Origin of the sequence: Streptomyces sp. NPDC101393, from assembly GCF_044767385.1 — a bacterium.
GTDB lineage: Bacteria > Actinomycetota > Actinomycetes > Streptomycetales > Streptomycetaceae > Streptomyces.
In genome coordinates this window covers 191,290-206,639 of record NZ_JBIWNU010000009.1, presented here as the reverse complement: position 1 = coordinate 206,639, position 15,350 = coordinate 191,290, and the positions used below count along the sequence as shown (strand labels likewise).

Below are 15,350 nucleotides of genomic sequence, written 5' to 3'. Positions count from 1 at the left end.
GCGTTCCGCACCGGGCCGCGGTGGATTCCTCAGACCAGGTCGACGATGTCCGCGATGGAGTCGACGACGCGGGAGGGGCGGAACGGGTGCCGTTCGACCTCCTCGGGGCGGGTCAGCCCGGTCAGTACGAGGAAGGTCTCCATGCCCGCCTCCAGGCCGGCCAGCACATCGGTGTCCATCCGGTCGCCGATCATGGCGGAGGTCTCGGAGTGGGCGCCGATGACGTTGAGGCCGTGCCGCATCATGAGCGGGTTGGGCTTGCCGACGAAGTACGGCTCGACGCCGGTCGCCTTGGTGATCAGCGCGGCCACCGACCCGGTCGCGGGCAGCGCGCCCTCGGCCGACGGGCCGGTCTCGTCCGGGTTGGTGGCGATGAACCGGGCGCCGGCGTTGATCAGCCGGATCGCCTTGGTCAGCGCCTCGAAGCTGTAGGTGCGCGTCTCGCCGAGGACCACATAGTCCGGGGCGTGGTCGGTCAGCACATAGCCGATGTCGTGCAGGGCGGTGGTCAGCCCCGCCTCCCCGATGACGTACGCGGTGCCGCCGGGCCGCTGGTCGTCCAGGAACTGGGCGGTGGCCAGCGCGGATGTCCAGATCGACTCCCACGGCACGTCCAGGCCGATCCGGGACAGCCGGGCGTGCAGGTCACGCGGGGTGTAGATGGAGTTGTTGGTCAGGACGAGGAAGGGCTTGCCCGATTCGCGCAGCCGCTTGATGAAGGCGTCCGCCCCGGGGACCGGGATGCCCTCGTGCATCAGGACGCCGTCCATGTCGGTGAGCCATGACTCGATCGGCTTGCGCTCTGCCACTGCCGGACTCCTGCCGTACGTGTTGACCAGGGCGTCGGCCGTCTCCCGCACGCGCCGCGTACCGCCGCGCTGACTCGCGTCTCGTACGTATGGCCGACGCCCCCACCCTAAGTCAGCGGGGCCTGTCGGTGACCCCCTCCGCTTCTCGCTCCGTCGCAGCCCCCGCCGGCGGGGCGTCTCGCTCCGGCTCAGCCCCCGGTGGCCGTTCGCCAGGCGTCCACGTAGGAGTCGAGGTTCTTGTCGATGTCGTTCCAGTCCGGGGTGAAGATCTCGACGCCGTTCATGATCTTGGCGAGGGCGGTGGCGTGCGGGTCGGTGGCCTTGATGTCCTTGCGGGAGGTGAAGCCGCCGCCGACCGAGGAGACCTGCCGCTGGACCGGTTCGGAGAGCAGATAGTCCAGGAACTTCTTGGCGTTGGCACGGTGCGGGGCGTTCTTGACGAGGCCGGCGGCGTAGGGAAGCGCGAAGGTGGTGGGCTTGGCGCCGGGCCCGGCCGCGGGGAAGAAGATGCCCTGGTTCGGCATCGACGTCATGTTGGCGTAGTTCATCTGGACGTCGCCGTTGGCGACGAGGAGTTCGCCCTTGTCGGTCTTGGGGGCGAGCTGACCGGTGGAGGAGGACGGCCCGACGTTGTTGGCCTGGAGCTTCCCCAGGAACTTCATGGCCGGGCCCTGGCCGCCGAAGTCGTGCAGGGCCTTGATGATCACGGCGGTGCCGTCGCCCGCGACGCCGGGCGTGGAGTACTGGAGTTTGCCGGCGAAGCGGGGAGCGGTGAGGTCCTGCCAGGTGGCGGGGGGCTGCTTGAGCGCCTTCTTGTTGTAGATGAAGCAGAAGTAGTTGTTGACGACCGAGGTCCACTTACCGCCGGGGTCCTTGCCGGCGGCGGCGACCCGGTCGGATCCCTGGGGGCGGTACGTGTCCAGCAGGCCCTTGCCGTCGGCCTGCTGGATGAACGGCGGGAGGGTGACGACGACATCGGCCTTGGTGTTGGCGCGTTCGCGGGCCAGCCGCTGGACGGCCGCGCCGGACCCGCTCTCGACGTAGTTGACCTTGATGCCGGTCTTCTTCCGGAAGTCGGCGAACACCCTGTCGTAGAAGCCTTCGCCCTTCTCGCTCTTGAGGCCGTCGGCGCTGTAGACGGTGATCTCCTTGGCGTCGGGGTCGGCGGACGAGGCGCCGCCGCAGGCGGTGAGCGAGGCGGCGAGGGTGACGGCGCCCGCACAGGCGGTGAGGGGTGTCGCGAGCGTGCGGGGCGTGCGTGCCGGCGCGAGCGGGCGGGGCTTCGGGGTGCGGGGCATGGCGGGTCTCCTTGGGGAGGCGGCGGCCGGAGGGAGGGGGCCGGAGGGCAGCGGCCGGCGGTACGCCGGTGGTCAGGGGTACGCCGGTGGTCAGGGGTACGCCGGTGGTCAGGGGTACGCCGGGGGTCAGCGGTATGAGGCCTTGGTGCGGATCCGGGAGACGCCGAGCAGCACGAGCAGCGTGGTGGCCATCAGGACCACGGCGAGGGCCGCGCCGGCGAAGAGGGAGCCCCGGTCGGTGGCGGCGAAGATCTGGACGGGCAGCGGCAGCCACTCCGGCGGATAGATCATCATCGTCGCGCTCAGCTCGCCCATGGAGAGCGCGAAGCAGAGCCCGGCCGCCGCGGTGAGCGACGGCAGCAGCAGCGGCAGTTTGACCCGCCGCAGGACGTATCCGGGGCGTGCGCCGAGGCCCGCCGCGCTCTGTTCGTACGCCGGGTCGAGGCGGGCGAGGGCGGCGGTCACGGACTGGTAGGCGAAGGCGGTCACGAGCACCGCGTGCGCGATGATCACGATCTGCGGGGTGCCGTTGAGGAGCAGGGGCGGCTGCGAGAAGGCGACCAGCAGGGAGAGGCCGACGGCGACGGACGGCACGGCGAGCGGCAGCACGAACAGCGCGTCGACGAGGCGCCGGGTGCGCCGGCCCAGGCGTTCGGCGGCCAGCGCCGCCCAGGTGCCGGCGGTGAGCGCGGCGAGGCTCGCCGTCAGTGCGGTCGCCACGCTGACCAGCAGCGCGGTCGTCGCGTCGCCGCGCGCGAGGTCCCGGTAGTGCGCCAGGGTGGCTCCCGAGGGCAGGGCGCCGCTCCAACTGCCCGCGAAGGACGCCACGACGACGACCAGCAGCGGCAGCGCGAAGAGCGGCACGAAGAGGACGAAGAAGACGGCCCATACGGCCCGGCGGGCACCCTTGCTATGCACCAGCACGTTGCGGCACACCTCCTGTGCGCGAACCGCCGCGCGCGCCCGGACCGCCCGTACGGGACGCGACGGTCCGGTAGAGGGCGTAGAGCGCCACGGACAGCACGATGTTGACGACGGCGACGACGCAGGCGCCGGTGTAGTCGCCGTCGAGAAGGGCCTTGGTGTAGACGAGCACCGGCAGGGTGACGACGTCCTTGGCGCCGGTGAAGAGCACGATCCCGAACTCGTTGAGGCACAGGACCAGGACGAGTGCGCCGCCCGCCGCGAGCGAGGGCAGCGCCTCCGGGAGGATCACCCTCCGAACGATCCGCCAGGGCCGGGCGCCCAGTGACGCGGCGGCCTCCAACTGCCCGGATTCCACCTGGGAGAAGGCGGCCAGCAGGGGCCGCATCACGAACGGGGTGAAGTAGGTGATCTCGGCGAGCAGCACGCCCCAGGGGGTGTGCAGGAAATCCAGCGGCCCGGTGGCGGCGCCGGTCAGGTCGGTCCACAGGCCGTTGGCCATGCCGACGGTCCCGTAGAGGAACAGCAGGGCGAGGGTGATCAGGAAGGAGGGGAAGGCGAGGAAGACGTCGATGAAGCGGCCCAGCGCCCGGCTGCCGGGGAACGGGACGAAGGCGAGGACGAGGGCGAGCACCAGCCCCAGCAGCAGTGCGCCGAGGGTGGCGCCGGCCGCGATGAGGACGGTGGTGGTGAGAGCGTCGCGGAAGGACGTCTCGGCGAGGACGGCGGCGTACGGGGCGGTGGAGTGCCCGCCGTCCTCGGGGGTGAAGGACTGCCACACCAGCAGGGCCAGCGGGTAGAGGAAGACCGTGCCGAGCGCGGCGACGGGCGGCAGTGCCCGGAGCGCCTTGGTGCCGCGGGCGCGGGCCGTGGCGCGCTGGCCGTCGGGGCCGGACCCGGAGCGGGGTGCGCCGCCCCCGGCCGGGGACGCGTCCGCCGCGGCGGCGGTGCCGGTGTCCGGAGGGCTGATGCCGGCGCCGGTGGCCCGGCCCGTCGCCGGGTCCGCGGTGCCGGTGGCCCGGTCCGTTGGCGTCCTAGGCATCGTGCGCACCGCCGTCCGCCGTGAGCCCGGCCGGGATGAGGACCGCGTCGTCGGGGGCGAAGTGCAGGGCGATCGCGTCGCCCGGCCGCGGCGGGTCGCGCAGTTCGCGCAGCTCGGCGAGCACACGGTGGCCGTCGACGTCCGCGTGCAGGCGGTGGGTCGCGCCCCGCCACTGGACCTCGGTGAGCGTGCCGTGCAGCGTGTTGCCGTCGGCGGCCGGGCTCTCGCCGAGGCCGACGAGGTGCGGGCGCAGGCACAGTGTCGCGTCGGCTCCGTCGGCCACGCCGGCGGCGGGCACGGTCAGCGGGCGCCCGGCGAAGCGGACTCCGCCGCCGCGCACCGTCACGGGCAGCAGGTTCGCGGTGCCGACGAAGGAGGCGGTGAATGCGGTGCGCGGGCGCCGGTAGAGCTGCTGCGGGGTGCCGCAGTCGCGCAGCCGGGCCCGGTCCATGACGGCGATCCGGTCGGCGAGGGTGAGCGCCTCGACCTGGTCGTGGGTGACGTAGAGGACGGAGACGTCGGGCAACTCGCGGTGCAGGCGGGCGAGTTCGGTGAGCATCCCGGAGCGCAGCCGGGCATCGAGGGCGGACAGGGGTTCGTCCAGCAGGAGGACGCCGGGCCGGATGGCGAGGGCCCGTGCGATGGCGACCCGCTGCTGCTGGCCGCCGGACAGTTCCCGGGGGTGCCGGTCGGCGTAGGAGGCCATGCCGGTCATCTCCAGCGCCTCGGCGACCCGCCCGGCGATCTCCGCGCGCGGGGTCTTCTGCGCCTTGAGGCCGAAGGCGACGTTCTCGGCGACCTTCATGTGCGGGAACAGCGCGTACTGCTGGACGACCATGCCGATGCCGCGCCGGTGGGGCGGCAGGTCGGTGACATCGCGGCCGCCGATCAGGACGCGTCCGGAGACCGGCCGGACGAATCCGGCGACGGCCCGCAGCGCGGTGGTCTTGCCGGAGCCGGACGGGCCGAGCAGCGCCATCACTTCGCCCGGTTCGACGGTCAGGTCGAGGGCGTCCAGGACGAGGTGCTCATGGTGTCGGCCGTATGCCACGGATACCCGGTCGAAGCGGATGCCGGACCCGCCCGGTGCGCCGGTCATCTCACACCACCCCCAGCAGGGGCGGGAGTTCGGCGACCGAGCCGAGGACGTGGGTGGCGCCGGCGTCGCGGAGCTGTGCCGCGTCGTGCGCGCCGGTGAGGACGCCGGCGACGACGGCCGCGCCGCTGCGGCGGCCGGCGAGCATGTCGTAGGAGGTGTCGCCGGCGACCGCGATCCGCCGCACGTCGTCGGCGCCGCCGGTGCGCAGCAGGGCCGTCAGCACCATGTCGGGGTGGGGCCGGCCGCGGCCGCCCGCGTCGGCCGGGCAGAGCGTCAGCGAGGCCAGGTCCTGCCAGCCGAGTGCGTCGAGGAGGGCGTCCTGGGTGACGCGGGCGAAGCCGGTGGTCAGGACGACGGTGCGGCCCGCGGCGCGCAACTGCTCGATGGTCTCGCGGGCGCCGGGAACCGGGGCGATCCGTCCGCCGTCGACGAGTTCGGCGTAGGCCGTCTCGAAGGCGGTGTTGGCGCGCTGTGCCGTGTCCTCGTCCGCGAAGAGGTGCCGGAAGACGGAGATCTTGGACTCGCCCATGGTGGCGCGGACATACGCCAGCTGGTGTTCGTGGTCCGCGCTGCCCGGCTCGACGCCGAGCCGCTGTGCCGCCGCGCCGAAGGCCTGCTCCACGAGCCCGCCGTCGGCGACGGTGGTGCCGGCCATGTCGAGCACGACGAGGGTGGCGTCAGAGGGTGCGGTCCCGGTCTCCGGTGCCGGGGACCCGTGTGCCGTATGCGTCAACTTGCTCACCATCCCAGTGCGTTCGCGGTGGTTTCGGCGATGGCCGGGGAGCAGGTCATCCCCCGGCCGCCGGGCCCGGTGACCAGCCAGACGCCGTCCCGGGCCTGTTGGCGGTGCACGACCCGGGTGGTGTCCGTGCACTGCGCGTACACCCCGGCCCAGCGGCGGCGGACGGCGGGCAGCGGACGGCCGAGGAGGGCCTCGACGACGCCGGTGAGGTGGGTGTACGGGTCCTCGACGACGTCGAAGCCGAAGGGGGTCGCGTATTCGTGGGTGTCGCCGATGGTGAGGCCGCCGTCGGCGCGCTGGACCATCAGCAGCTGCATCTTGTGCGCGGCGGCGGTCGGCGTCTGGTCCTGTGCGGCGGCCATCGCGTCGAGGGCCTCGCCGGTGTACGCCGGGTAGTAGCGGAAGCTGTCGGCGTCGGCGACGGAGGTGGTCAGCGGCTCGCCGAGCGGGTCGGTCTGCATCATCTGGAGCCGTACGCGGCGCACCGGCAGGTCGGGGATCAGTTCGCGCACCAGTCCGCCGAGCCAGGCGCCGGTGCAGAGGATGACGGTGTCCCCGTGGTGGATGTCGCCGTGGTCGTCGCGGACGGCCCGCTCGCCGACCACTTCGCGTACCTCCCGCCCGCCGAGCCAGGCGTACCGCCCGGACTTCAACAGCTCTTCCTTGAGGGCGCGTTGGGCGACCCGTGGTTCGACGGCGGCGTCCCGCTCGCACCACAGGGCGGCGGTGAAGTCGCCGCGCAGGGCGGGGTTGAGTGCGCGGGCCTCGTCGGCGTCCAGCAGTTGGTAGCCGCGGGCGGCGGCGTCGGGGCGGCGGGTGGCGGCCTCGGCGACGGCCCGCTCCGCGGCGTTCCGGGCGACGGTCAGCGAGCCGATGGCCCGGAAGCCGAGGCCGGGGACCCGCTCGCCGATGGCCTCCCACAGTTCGCGGGCGCGCAGCGCGGTGGCCAGTTCCTCGCCGCCGGCCCGCCCACTGACCCAGATCTGCCCGAAATTACGGACCGAGGCGCCGCGGGCCTCGGCCTCCCGCTCGATGTGCAGGACCTCGTGGCCCCGTTCGACCGCGTGCCAGGCGTGCAGGGTTCCCAGCACGCCGGCTCCGACAACTATGACTCGCATGCCCCAGACGGTCGTGGCGGCGGGTGACCCGCGACGGTCGGTCCGGCGACGCGGCGGTGAACAGGGCCGCAAGGTTGGCCTAGACCCGTTACCGTTTCGTGATGCGACGGGTGGCGCTGCCCGCCGCCCCGCGCGCCCCCGGGGCCGCTGTGCGGGCTACCCCAGCCGCGTGGTGAACGAGAACCGGTCCCCCCGGTACAGCGACCGCACCCGCTCCAGCGGGCGCCCGGCCGCATCGCGCGACAGCCGGTGGATGAGGATCATCGGGAGCGCGCCGGGTGTTCCGATCAGCAGCGCCTCCCGGGGCGTCGCCAGCACCGTCTCCAGCCGTTCGTCCGCGTCGCCGAAGCCGATGCCGAGGCGCTCGCGGAGGTAGCCGTAGAAGGAGGAGTCCGGCTCGAAGTCGGTGTCCAGGTCCGGCACCCGGGCCGCGGCGATGTAGGTGCTCTCCAGCCCGACCCGCTCGTCGTCGGCGAGCAGCACCCGCTCCAGGTGCCATGCCGCGTCGCCGGCTTCGACGCCCAGGTCGGCGGCGAGCGCGTCCGGGCACGCGAAGCGGTCCAGTTGGACGAGACGCCGGCCGGGCTCCCGGCCCTGCCCGCGCACCCCCTCGGTGTAGCTCGCCAGCGACAGCGGCTGCTCCAGCTTCGGCCCGGCCACGACCGTGCCCCGTCCCAGCCGCCGCAGCCGCCCCTCCAGGACCAGCTCACGCAGCGCCTGCCGCAGGGTCTCGCGGGACACCTCGAACCGCAGCGCGAGATCACGCTCGGCGGGCAGCAGCCCGCCTTCCCCCAACTCCTCCAGCAGCGCGGCGATTTCGACCTTGGCCGCGTAGTACTTCGGAATGCGTCCGTGCTCGGGGATGCCGGACCGGACCGGTGCGCCAGGATGCTGGCCGTACAAGAACTCCACGGCGTGATCCTCGCACCACGCGCGAGCGGCGCCCGCGGGCCCGTGCCCCGTCGCCGCCGGACGACGGGCCGCCCGGGTCAGAGCACCCGGCCGAACAGCGGTGCCAGCACCAGCTGTGCCGCGCCGTCGGCCACCGTGCGGGCTCCGCCCGCGGCGAGGGCGACGGGGGTGGCGGGTCCGGTGCTGCCCCGGTGGGCGGCCCGTGCCGTGAGGGCGTCGGCGACGCCGGTGCGGAAGGTGTCGGGGTGGTCCGCCACCGTGCGGCCGCCGAGCAGGACGCGGTCGATGTCGAGGAGTTCCACGAGGTTGGCGGCTCCGGTGCCCAGGACCCGTGCCGCGCCCGGCAGGTCGTCGCGCGCCACCGCCGCCAGGCACAGGGCTTCGATGCAGCCGCGCCGGCCGCAGGTGCATTGCGGGCCGTCCAACTGCACGACCTGGTGGCCGAATTCGCCGGCCCCGGTGCGGGGGCCTCGGTAGAGGGTGCCGCCGAGGACGAGTCCGGCGCCGAGCCCCGTCCCCAGGTGCAGATACGCGAACGAGCCGGCGCCCGCGCGCGAGGCCCGGGCCAGGCCGAGGGCCGCGGTGTTGGTGTCCTTGTCGAGGACGACGGGCAGGCCCAGCCGGTCGGCGAGGGCGTCGCGCAGCGGGTAGCCGTCCCAGTGGGGGGCGCCGGTGACGCGGTGCAGTACGCCCGCCGTGTGGTCCAGCGGGCCGGGGCACGCCACCCCCGCGCCGAGCACCGGGGGGCCGCCGGCCTCCGCGCGCAGCGCCGCGACCTCCCGGGCGGCGGTGGCCAGGACCTGCTCGGCGCCCGCTTCGAAGGCGAGCGGGGCGCGCCGGACGGCGACCGCCTCGCCGGCGAGGTCGGCGAGCACGGCGGTGAGTTCATCGCGGTCCAGGTGCAGTCCGACGGCGTGCCGGGCGCCGGGGACCAGGCGCAGGACGGTGCGGGGCTTGCCGCCGGTGGAGGCGCGGCGGCCCGCCTCGGCGGCGAGGCCGTCGGCGCGCAGCCGGGCGGTGATCTTGCTGACGGCCTGCGGGGTCAGGCCGGTGTGCGCGGCGAGCTCCAGCCGGCTCGCCCCGTCCTCCCCGGCGGCGCGGAGCAGGCCCAGCACCAGGGCGGCGTTGTGCCCGCGGAGGGCGGACAGGCCTGCGCCCGAGCCGGGGCCGCCGAGGCCGGGTACGGGTTCGGTGTCGCCTCCGGGTTCGGATTCGGGTTCGGGTGGGGGGCCGGGGTCGTTGCTGGTCACGGGTCCATTGTCCGCATCGCTTGCACTTTGGCAACAGCGTTGCTTAAGTGGAATCATGAGTGACTCCACCGGCACCCCCGACCGCCCTGCCGACTCCCGCGGTCCGCTCCGCGTCGGCCTGATCGGTTACGGCCTGGCGGGTTCCGTCTTCCACGCCCCGCTGATCGCCGCCACCGAGGGCCTCGTCCTGGACACCGTCTCGACGTCCGACCCCGAGCGGCAGGCGCAGGCCCGCACCGAGCATCCGCAGGTCACCACGGTCGGCACCCCCGAGGCCGTCCTCGACCGCGCGGCCGGACTGGACCTGATCGTGCTGGCGACGCCGAACAAGACCCATGTGCCGCTCGCCACCGCCGCGCTGGAGGCCGGTCTGCCGGTGGTCGTCGACAAGCCGCTCGCCGCGACGGCCGCGGAGGCCGAGAAGCTCGCCGCCCTCGCCGACGAGCGCGGTCTGCTGCTGTCCGTCTTCCAGAACCGCCGCTGGGACAACGACTTCCGCACCGTCCGCAAGCTCGTCGAGGACGGCGCACTCGGCGACGTCCAGCGCTTCGAGTCCCGCTTCGAGCGCTGGCGGCCGCAGCCCAAGGGCGGCTGGCGCGAGTCCGGCGACCCGGTGGAGGTCGGCGGGCTGCTCTACGACCTCGGCAGCCATCTCGCCGACCAGGCGCTGGCCCTCTTCGGCCCGGTGCTCTCCGTCTACGCCGAGTCCGACGTCCGCCGTCCGGGCGCCGAGGCCGACGACGACACCTTCATCGCCCTCACCCACGCGAACGGCGTCCGCTCCCACCTGTGGGTGAGCGCCACCACCGCCCAGCTCGGTCCGCGTTTCCGGGTGCTGGGCAGCAAGGCCGGCTATGTGAAGTACGGACTCGACCCGCAGGAGGCCGCCCTCCGCGAGGGCCTGCGCCCCGGCGCGGACGGCGCCCGGTGGGGAGTGGAGGCGGAAGCCTGGTGGGGGCGCCTCGGCTCCGGCGAGTCCCCGCAGAGCGGTGGCGGCGAGCCGGTGCCGACGCTGGAGGGCGACTACCCCGCGTACTACGCCGCGATCGCGCACGCCCTGCGGACGGGCGGACGCCCGCCGGTGACGGCCCTGGAGGCGGCGGCCGCACTGCGCGTGCTGGAGGCCGCGAAGCTTTCCGCGGCCGAGGGCCGTACGGTCCGGATCGAGGCCGCCGCGTGAGCGCCGGCGCGCAGGCGGGCCAGGAGGTCGCCGGGCTGGTGGCGCAGGAGGAGCGGCTGGTCTTCGACGCGTTCGGGCACGACGACGCCTGGCGGCTGGGCTCGCTGCTGGTGGAGATGGCGCGCGGGCGCGGCGCCGCCGTGAGCGTCGAGATCCGGCGCGGGGCCCAGCAGTTGTTCCACTACGCACTGGCCGGCACGTCCGCCGACAACGACGCGTGGCTGGCCCGCAAGTGTGCCGTCGTCGAACGCTACGCGGAGTCGTCGTTCCTGGTCGGCGCGCGGTTCCGGGCGAAGGGCCGCACCTTCGAGGACGGCTCCCGCCTGGACGCGGACCGCTATGCCGCCCATGGCGGCGCCTTCCCGATCCGCCTGCGCGGCACGGGAGTGGTCGGCGCGGTCGCGGTGTCCGGGCTCCCCCAGGCCGAGGACCACGCGTTGGTGGTCGAGGCGCTGGAGCGGTATCTGGCGGTCTGAAGGGCTGCCCCCGGCGGGTCCCGGCGAGATGCTGTCCGGGCCCGCCGGGGGCAGGTTCCTCAGGCGTCCTTGAGTTCCTGGCGCTGCCGGCCCAGGCCGTCGATCTCCAGCTCCACGACGTCACCGGCCCGGAGGTACGGCTTGGGCTCGGGCTGCCCCATCGCGACACCCGCCGGGGTGCCGGTGTTGATGACGTCGCCCGGGTAGAGGGTCATGAACTGGCTGACGTAGCGGACCACTTCGGCCACCGGGAAGATCTGCTCGGCGGTCGTGCCGTCCTGCTTCAGCTCGCCGTTGACCCACAGCCGTACGCCGAGGGCCTGCGGGTCGGGTATCTCGTCGGCGGTGACCAGCCAGGGGCCCAGCGGGTTGAACGTCTCGCAGTTCTTGCCCTTGTCCCACTGGCCGCCGCGCTCGATCTGGAACGCGCGCTCGGAGACATCGTGCGCCACCGTGTAGCCGGCCACGGCGGCGAGGGCCTGCGCGTCGGTCTCGAGGTAGCGGGCCGTGCGGCCGATGACGACCGCCAGCTCGACCTCCCAGTCGGTCTTCACGCTGCCGCGCGGCACCAGCACCGTGTCGTCGGGGCCGATGACCGTGTCCGGGGCCTTCATGAAGATGATCGGCTCCTCGGGGGTCGCGGCCCCCGTCTCCCGGGCGTGATCGTGGTAGTTCAGCCCGATGCACACGACCTTGCCGATCCGGGCGACCGGCGGGCCGGTGCGGAGTCCGGCGGCGTCGAGCGCGGGCAGTTCACCGGATGCGGCGGCGGCGCGGATGCGCGCCAGCGCCTCGTCGTCGGCGAGCAGCGATCCGTCGATGTCCGGCACATGGCCCGACAGGTCCCGCAGAACCCCGTTCTCGTCGAGCAGCGCCGGGCGTTCCGCCCCCACCGTTCCGACTCGCAGCAGCTTCATCGGTTCCACTCCCGTGGTCGAAGGGTCGGCCCGGAAGGGTTCTTCCGGGCCGGCCGATGGGGGACGGCCATCGAGCGATTTGGCCGATCGTCCAAGAACAAGGTCCACTCCGCAAGACCCCGTTCACGGACTGGACCGTTACTGAGCGGTAGTAACGATCTCGTCGGAAGGCCCCCGGGAGGCGGCCGTACGCGCCCGGGACCGGGCCGCCCGCTGCCGTGCCGCCCGGCTCTTCGGTGCCCGCGGCGGCGACTTCGGCGCCGCCTGCCGTGCGGACGACTCCTGCTCCTGCGCCGTGTCCGGCTCCGGCTCCGACGCCTGCTCCGGCGTCCGGCGGCCGTTCTTCCGGTGCAGCAGGGCCCGCTCGCACGCCGTCCAGGTGGTCGTCGTGACCATGTAGAGGCCGGCCGCCAGCGGCACCACGGCCACGGTGATCAGCGTGCCGAACGACAGCAGCGGCATCAGCTTCGCCATCCTGGCCATGCCCGGGACGGCCGCCGCCCCGGCACCTGCGGACGCCTCAGGGGCGGCGGCCAGGGTCGCCCGCGCCCGCCGGAAGTTCCACGTCGCGACACCCGCGATCAGGGCGAACAGCGCGAGATAGACCAGGCCGTGCGGGCCGAGAACACCGCCGTCGGCGAGCGCCTGGGTCCAGTGGCCGCCGAGCGGCGCGCCCAGCAGGGTGTGATCGAGCAGGGCGCCGCCCCCGGTGGAGAAGAGGTGGTACATCAGGAAGAAGACCGGCAGCTGGAGCAGCGTCGGCAGGCAGCCGGCCAGCGGGGACGAGCCGGTCTCGGCGTACAGGGCGGTCATCGCCTTCTGCAGGTGTTCGGGGTGGCCCTTGTGCTTGCGCTGCAGCTCGGCGATCTGCGGGGCGAGCGCGGAGCGGGCCTTCTCACCGCGGGCCGCGGCGCGGGCGAGCGGATGCAGCGCGGCGCGCACCGCGAGAGTGACCAGGACGATGGCGGCGGCGGTGGCCGCGGTGCCGAAGAGCGGGTCGATCGCTTCGGCGCCGCGCGCCAGCGCGTCGCCGAGGAAGCCGAAAACGGACAGGGACATGGGTGAGCCCTCCACGGGGTCTCGTCGTGCCGGAACGGGAGACGGCGTGACGCACCGCGGGCAGGCGGCCGGGCAGCGGGGCTCATACGGGGAGCGCGTACGGAATGCGTACGCGGCAGCTCGCCGGGAGCCGTGCCGGGCGCCTACGCGGTCGTCGGGAGGGCGCGGCCCGGTGCTCGGGGGCGCGGCCGGCCGGCCGCGTCGGGATCGCGTTGCGGCAGGAACGCCGTACGGCGCTCGCGGTCGCGGATGGCGGTGCGGATGCGGCCCGGCGGCACCGGGCGGGCGAACGCCGCGATGAGGAAGGCGCTGCACAGCAGGAGCACGGCGCCGGTGGTCGCGGCGGCGGTGAGGGCCGAGGTCAGGCCGCTCTGGGTCAGCAGGAGACCGGCGAGCAGGAAGAAGAGCGCGCAGGTCTGGAGGCGCCAGGCATCGGCGATGCGGTGCATCAGGCGTCCTCCTTATGACTCACGTCGCATGACTCAAGACCTGTGACCGGACTTGTCGACTTCCGCTCAAGAGTAGCCATGGATCTGGGCAGCCGGGAGACCGGCGGGTAACTTGCCCTGCCTGCCGCCGGGACGGCGGTGGATTCAGGGGGACACCTAAATGTGTGGGAGGTGCTGTGCGCGACACCAGCGTTCCGGCCCTGGCTGCTCCGCTGCGGACCGGCGGTCTCGCCGACTCCGTCTTCGACACCGCCGAGCACCAGCCGGACTTCGCCCAGCTCGCCCGCCGCGACATCCACCCCCCCGGCACCTGGCAGCAGGTGTCGGCGGCGGAGTTCCGCGACGAGGTGCTGGCACTGTCGAGAGGGCTGCTGACCCAGGGGGTGCGGCCCGGCAGCCGGGTCGCGCTGATGTCCCGGACCCGCTACGAGTGGACGCTGTTCAGCTACGCGCTGTGGGCGATCGGCGCGCAGCTCGTCCCGGTCTATCCGACCGCCTCCGCCGAGCAGCTGAGCTGCATCCTTGCGGGGGCACGCGTCACCGCGATCGTCGTGGAGCACGAGGCGCAGGCGATGACCGTGGCCGCGGCCTGCGGCGAGGGGTCGGGGCTGCGGCGGATCTGGCAGCTGGACCGGGACTGCGTACGCCGGCTGATGGAGGAGGGCACCCGGCTGACCGACGCGGATGTGCACCGGCTGCGGCACGCGGTCACCCCGGGGGCGATCGCCGCGATCGTCTACACGTCGGGCACGACCGGGCACCCGCGGGGCTGTGTCATCACCCATGCCAACCTCGCCGCCGAGTGCGACACCCTCTACGCGGGCTGGGGCGGGCTGCTCGCCGCGCCCGGTGAGCGGCCCTCGCTGCTGGCGTTCCTGCCTTTCGCGCACATCTACGGGCTGATGAGCCAGGTCGCGTGCCTGCGCAGCGGCGTCCTGCTCGGCCACCAGCCGGACACGAGCACGCCGGAACTGCTGCCGGCCCTCGCGTCGTTCCGGCCGACGTTCCTGTTCGGGGTGCCGTACGTCTTCGAGAAGATCTGCGACCGGGCCCGGCGGGCCGCCGAACAGGCCGGGCGGGCCCGGATGTTCGACGCGGCGATGACGGTGGCGGTGCGGCACGCACAGGCGCTGACGGACCAGGAGCGCGGCATCGGGCGCGGCCCGGACCCGTTCCTGCGGGCCCGGCACATCGTCTACGACCGGCTGGTGTACTCCCGTATCCGGGAACTGCTGGGCGGCCGGGTGCGGACCGCGGTCTCCGGCGGCTCGCCGCTGCGCCGGGAGCTGGGGCTGCTCTATTCCGGCGCGGGGATCACCGTCTATGACGGCTACGGCCTGACGGAGACCACCGGGGCGATCACCGTGCAGCCGCCGGGCCGGGTGCGGTTCGGGACGGTGGGGCGGCCGCTGCCGGGCAGTTCGGTGCACATGGCGCTGGACGGCGAGGTGTGGGTGCGCGGCCCGGTGGTGTTCGCCGGATACCTGGACGAGGACGGCGCGCCGGGCAACGGGCTCTACGAGGGCTGGCTGCCCACCGGTGACCTCGGGCATCTGGACGACGAGGGCTATCTCGTCATCACGGGCCGCAAGAAGGACATCCTCATCACCAGCGGCGGCAAGAGCGTCGCCCCGCAGGCCCTGGAGGAGCGGCTGTACGCCCATCCGCTCATCTCGCAGTGCGTGGTGGTCGGCGACAACCGGCCCTATGTGACGGCGCTGATCACGCTGGATCCGGAGGCGCTGGCGCACTGGCACCGGCTGCGCGCCGGGCAGGGCGCGCAGGGCGCCGGCCAGTCGCCGGAGGAGGAGGTGCACGCGGAGGTGCGGCGGGCGGTGGCGCGGGCGAACAGTGCGGTGTCACGGCCTGAGTCGATCCGCGCGTTCCGCATCCTGCCGGGCGAGTTCAGCCAGCAGGACGGGTTGCTGACGCCGTCGCTCAAGCTCCGGCGGGACGCGATCGTGCGGACGTACGCCGTGGAGATCGAGGCGCTGTACGCGCAGGGAGAGGCCGAGATCCGCCTCTCGCGCGGGGAGCACCGCAGGTCGGCGGCGGCCGGGGCGCACGCACGCTAG

At 73.8% G+C, this 15,350-nt stretch carries 15 protein-coding genes; 3 read left to right on the top strand and 12 right to left on the bottom strand.

Annotated features, from left to right (window positions below):
* Window positions 1–29 precede the first annotated feature (29 nt).
* From ACIRQ7_RS28080 to ACIRQ7_RS28040, 9 genes are all read right to left on the bottom strand, one after another.
* Entirely contained in the window at window positions 30–809 is a 780-nt protein-coding gene (locus tag ACIRQ7_RS28080) for an HAD-IIA family hydrolase (protein WP_401469721.1), read from the bottom strand.
* A gap of 188 nt (window positions 810–997) precedes the next feature.
* Window positions 998–2,107 carry a 2-aminoethylphosphonate ABC transporter substrate-binding protein gene (locus ACIRQ7_RS28075; protein WP_404265437.1) on the bottom strand — a complete coding sequence of 370 codons (1,110 nt, stop codon included), beginning with the start codon at window positions 2,105–2,107 and terminating at the stop codon, window positions 998–1,000.
* 126 nt (window positions 2,108–2,233) lie between these two features.
* Window positions 2,234–3,031 (bottom strand): ABC transporter permease, encoded by a 798-nt coding sequence (locus ACIRQ7_RS28070; protein WP_404265436.1) that lies wholly within the window; start codon window positions 3,029–3,031, stop codon window positions 2,234–2,236.
* Window positions 3,018–4,001: a 2-aminoethylphosphonate ABC transporter permease subunit gene (locus tag ACIRQ7_RS28065; RefSeq protein WP_404265625.1), complete on the bottom strand. Its 984-nt coding sequence runs from the start codon at window positions 3,999–4,001 to the stop codon at window positions 3,018–3,020. The genes ACIRQ7_RS28070 and ACIRQ7_RS28065 overlap by 14 nt, the downstream gene beginning before the upstream one ends.
* Before the next feature lie 64 nt (window positions 4,002–4,065).
* Window positions 4,066–5,172, bottom strand: coding sequence for an ABC transporter ATP-binding protein (locus ACIRQ7_RS28060; RefSeq protein ID WP_404265435.1), 1,107 nt, complete (start codon window positions 5,170–5,172; stop codon window positions 4,066–4,068).
* A gap of 1 nt (window position 5,173) precedes the next feature.
* Window positions 5,174–5,917 (bottom strand): phosphonatase-like hydrolase, encoded by a 744-nt coding sequence (locus tag ACIRQ7_RS28055; protein WP_404265434.1) that lies wholly within the window; start codon window positions 5,915–5,917, stop codon window positions 5,174–5,176.
* Window positions 5,911–7,032, bottom strand: a complete 1,122-nt coding sequence (locus ACIRQ7_RS28050; protein WP_404265433.1) for a TIGR03364 family FAD-dependent oxidoreductase — start codon at window positions 7,030–7,032, stop codon at window positions 5,911–5,913. The genes ACIRQ7_RS28055 and ACIRQ7_RS28050 overlap by 7 nt, the downstream gene beginning before the upstream one ends.
* Window positions 7,033–7,188: 156 nt before the next feature.
* Window positions 7,189–7,944, bottom strand: a complete 756-nt coding sequence (locus ACIRQ7_RS28045) for a GntR family transcriptional regulator (RefSeq protein ID WP_404265432.1) — start codon at window positions 7,942–7,944, stop codon at window positions 7,189–7,191.
* Between the two features lie 77 nt (window positions 7,945–8,021).
* Entirely contained in the window at window positions 8,022–9,194 is a 1,173-nt protein-coding gene (locus ACIRQ7_RS28040) for an ROK family protein (protein ID WP_404265431.1), read from the bottom strand.
* A gap of 55 nt (window positions 9,195–9,249) precedes the next feature.
* Between ACIRQ7_RS28040 and ACIRQ7_RS28035 the strand changes: the two genes are divergently transcribed.
* Window positions 9,250–10,374: a Gfo/Idh/MocA family oxidoreductase gene (locus ACIRQ7_RS28035; RefSeq protein ID WP_401469712.1), complete on the top strand. Its 1,125-nt coding sequence runs from the start codon at window positions 9,250–9,252 to the stop codon at window positions 10,372–10,374.
* Window positions 10,371–10,850 (top strand): heme-degrading domain-containing protein, encoded by a 480-nt coding sequence (locus ACIRQ7_RS28030; protein WP_404265430.1) that lies wholly within the window; start codon window positions 10,371–10,373, stop codon window positions 10,848–10,850. Before ACIRQ7_RS28035 ends, ACIRQ7_RS28030 begins: the two co-directional genes overlap by 4 nt.
* 59 nt (window positions 10,851–10,909) lie before the next feature.
* Here the strand turns inward: ACIRQ7_RS28030 and ACIRQ7_RS28025 are convergent, their stop codons facing one another.
* The 3 genes from ACIRQ7_RS28025 to ACIRQ7_RS28015 all read right to left on the bottom strand — a co-directional run bounded on the left by ACIRQ7_RS28025 (window position 10,910) and on the right by ACIRQ7_RS28015 (window position 13,275).
* Window positions 10,910–11,767 (bottom strand): fumarylacetoacetate hydrolase family protein, encoded by an 858-nt coding sequence (locus tag ACIRQ7_RS28025; protein ID WP_404265429.1) that lies wholly within the window; start codon window positions 11,765–11,767, stop codon window positions 10,910–10,912.
* Window positions 11,768–11,905: 138 nt separating this feature from the next.
* Window positions 11,906–12,826: a YidC/Oxa1 family membrane protein insertase gene (locus tag ACIRQ7_RS28020; protein ID WP_404265428.1), complete on the bottom strand. Its 921-nt coding sequence runs from the start codon at window positions 12,824–12,826 to the stop codon at window positions 11,906–11,908.
* Window positions 12,827–12,969: 143 nt separating this feature from the next.
* On the bottom strand, window positions 12,970–13,275 hold the full coding sequence (locus ACIRQ7_RS28015) for a DUF6412 domain-containing protein (RefSeq protein ID WP_401469700.1): 306 nt from the start codon (window positions 13,273–13,275) through the stop codon (window positions 12,970–12,972).
* Between the two features lie 176 nt (window positions 13,276–13,451).
* Between ACIRQ7_RS28015 and ACIRQ7_RS28010 the strand changes: the two genes are divergently transcribed.
* Entirely contained in the window at window positions 13,452–15,350 is a 1,899-nt protein-coding gene (locus tag ACIRQ7_RS28010) for an AMP-dependent synthetase/ligase (protein WP_404265427.1), read from the top strand.

Coding starts and splice junctions, on each gene's coding strand:
- ACIRQ7_RS28035 (WP_401469712.1), top strand. CDS start 9,250: ATGAGTGACTCCACCGGCACCCCCGACCGCCCTGCCGACTCCCGCGGT.
- ACIRQ7_RS28060 (WP_404265435.1), bottom strand. CDS start 5,172: ATGACCGGCGCACCGGGCGGGTCCGGCATCCGCTTCGACCGGGTATCC.
- ACIRQ7_RS28050 (WP_404265433.1), bottom strand. CDS start 7,032: ATGCGAGTCATAGTTGTCGGAGCCGGCGTGCTGGGAACCCTGCACGCC.
- ACIRQ7_RS28020 (WP_404265428.1), bottom strand. CDS start 12,826: ATGTCCCTGTCCGTTTTCGGCTTCCTCGGCGACGCGCTGGCGCGCGGC.
- ACIRQ7_RS28055 (WP_404265434.1), bottom strand. CDS start 5,917: ATGGTGAGCAAGTTGACGCATACGGCACACGGGTCCCCGGCACCGGAG.
- ACIRQ7_RS28025 (WP_404265429.1), bottom strand. CDS start 11,767: ATGAAGCTGCTGCGAGTCGGAACGGTGGGGGCGGAACGCCCGGCGCTG.
- ACIRQ7_RS28075 (WP_404265437.1), bottom strand. CDS start 2,107: ATGCCCCGCACCCCGAAGCCCCGCCCGCTCGCGCCGGCACGCACGCCC.
- ACIRQ7_RS28015 (WP_401469700.1), bottom strand. CDS start 13,275: ATGCACCGCATCGCCGATGCCTGGCGCCTCCAGACCTGCGCGCTCTTC.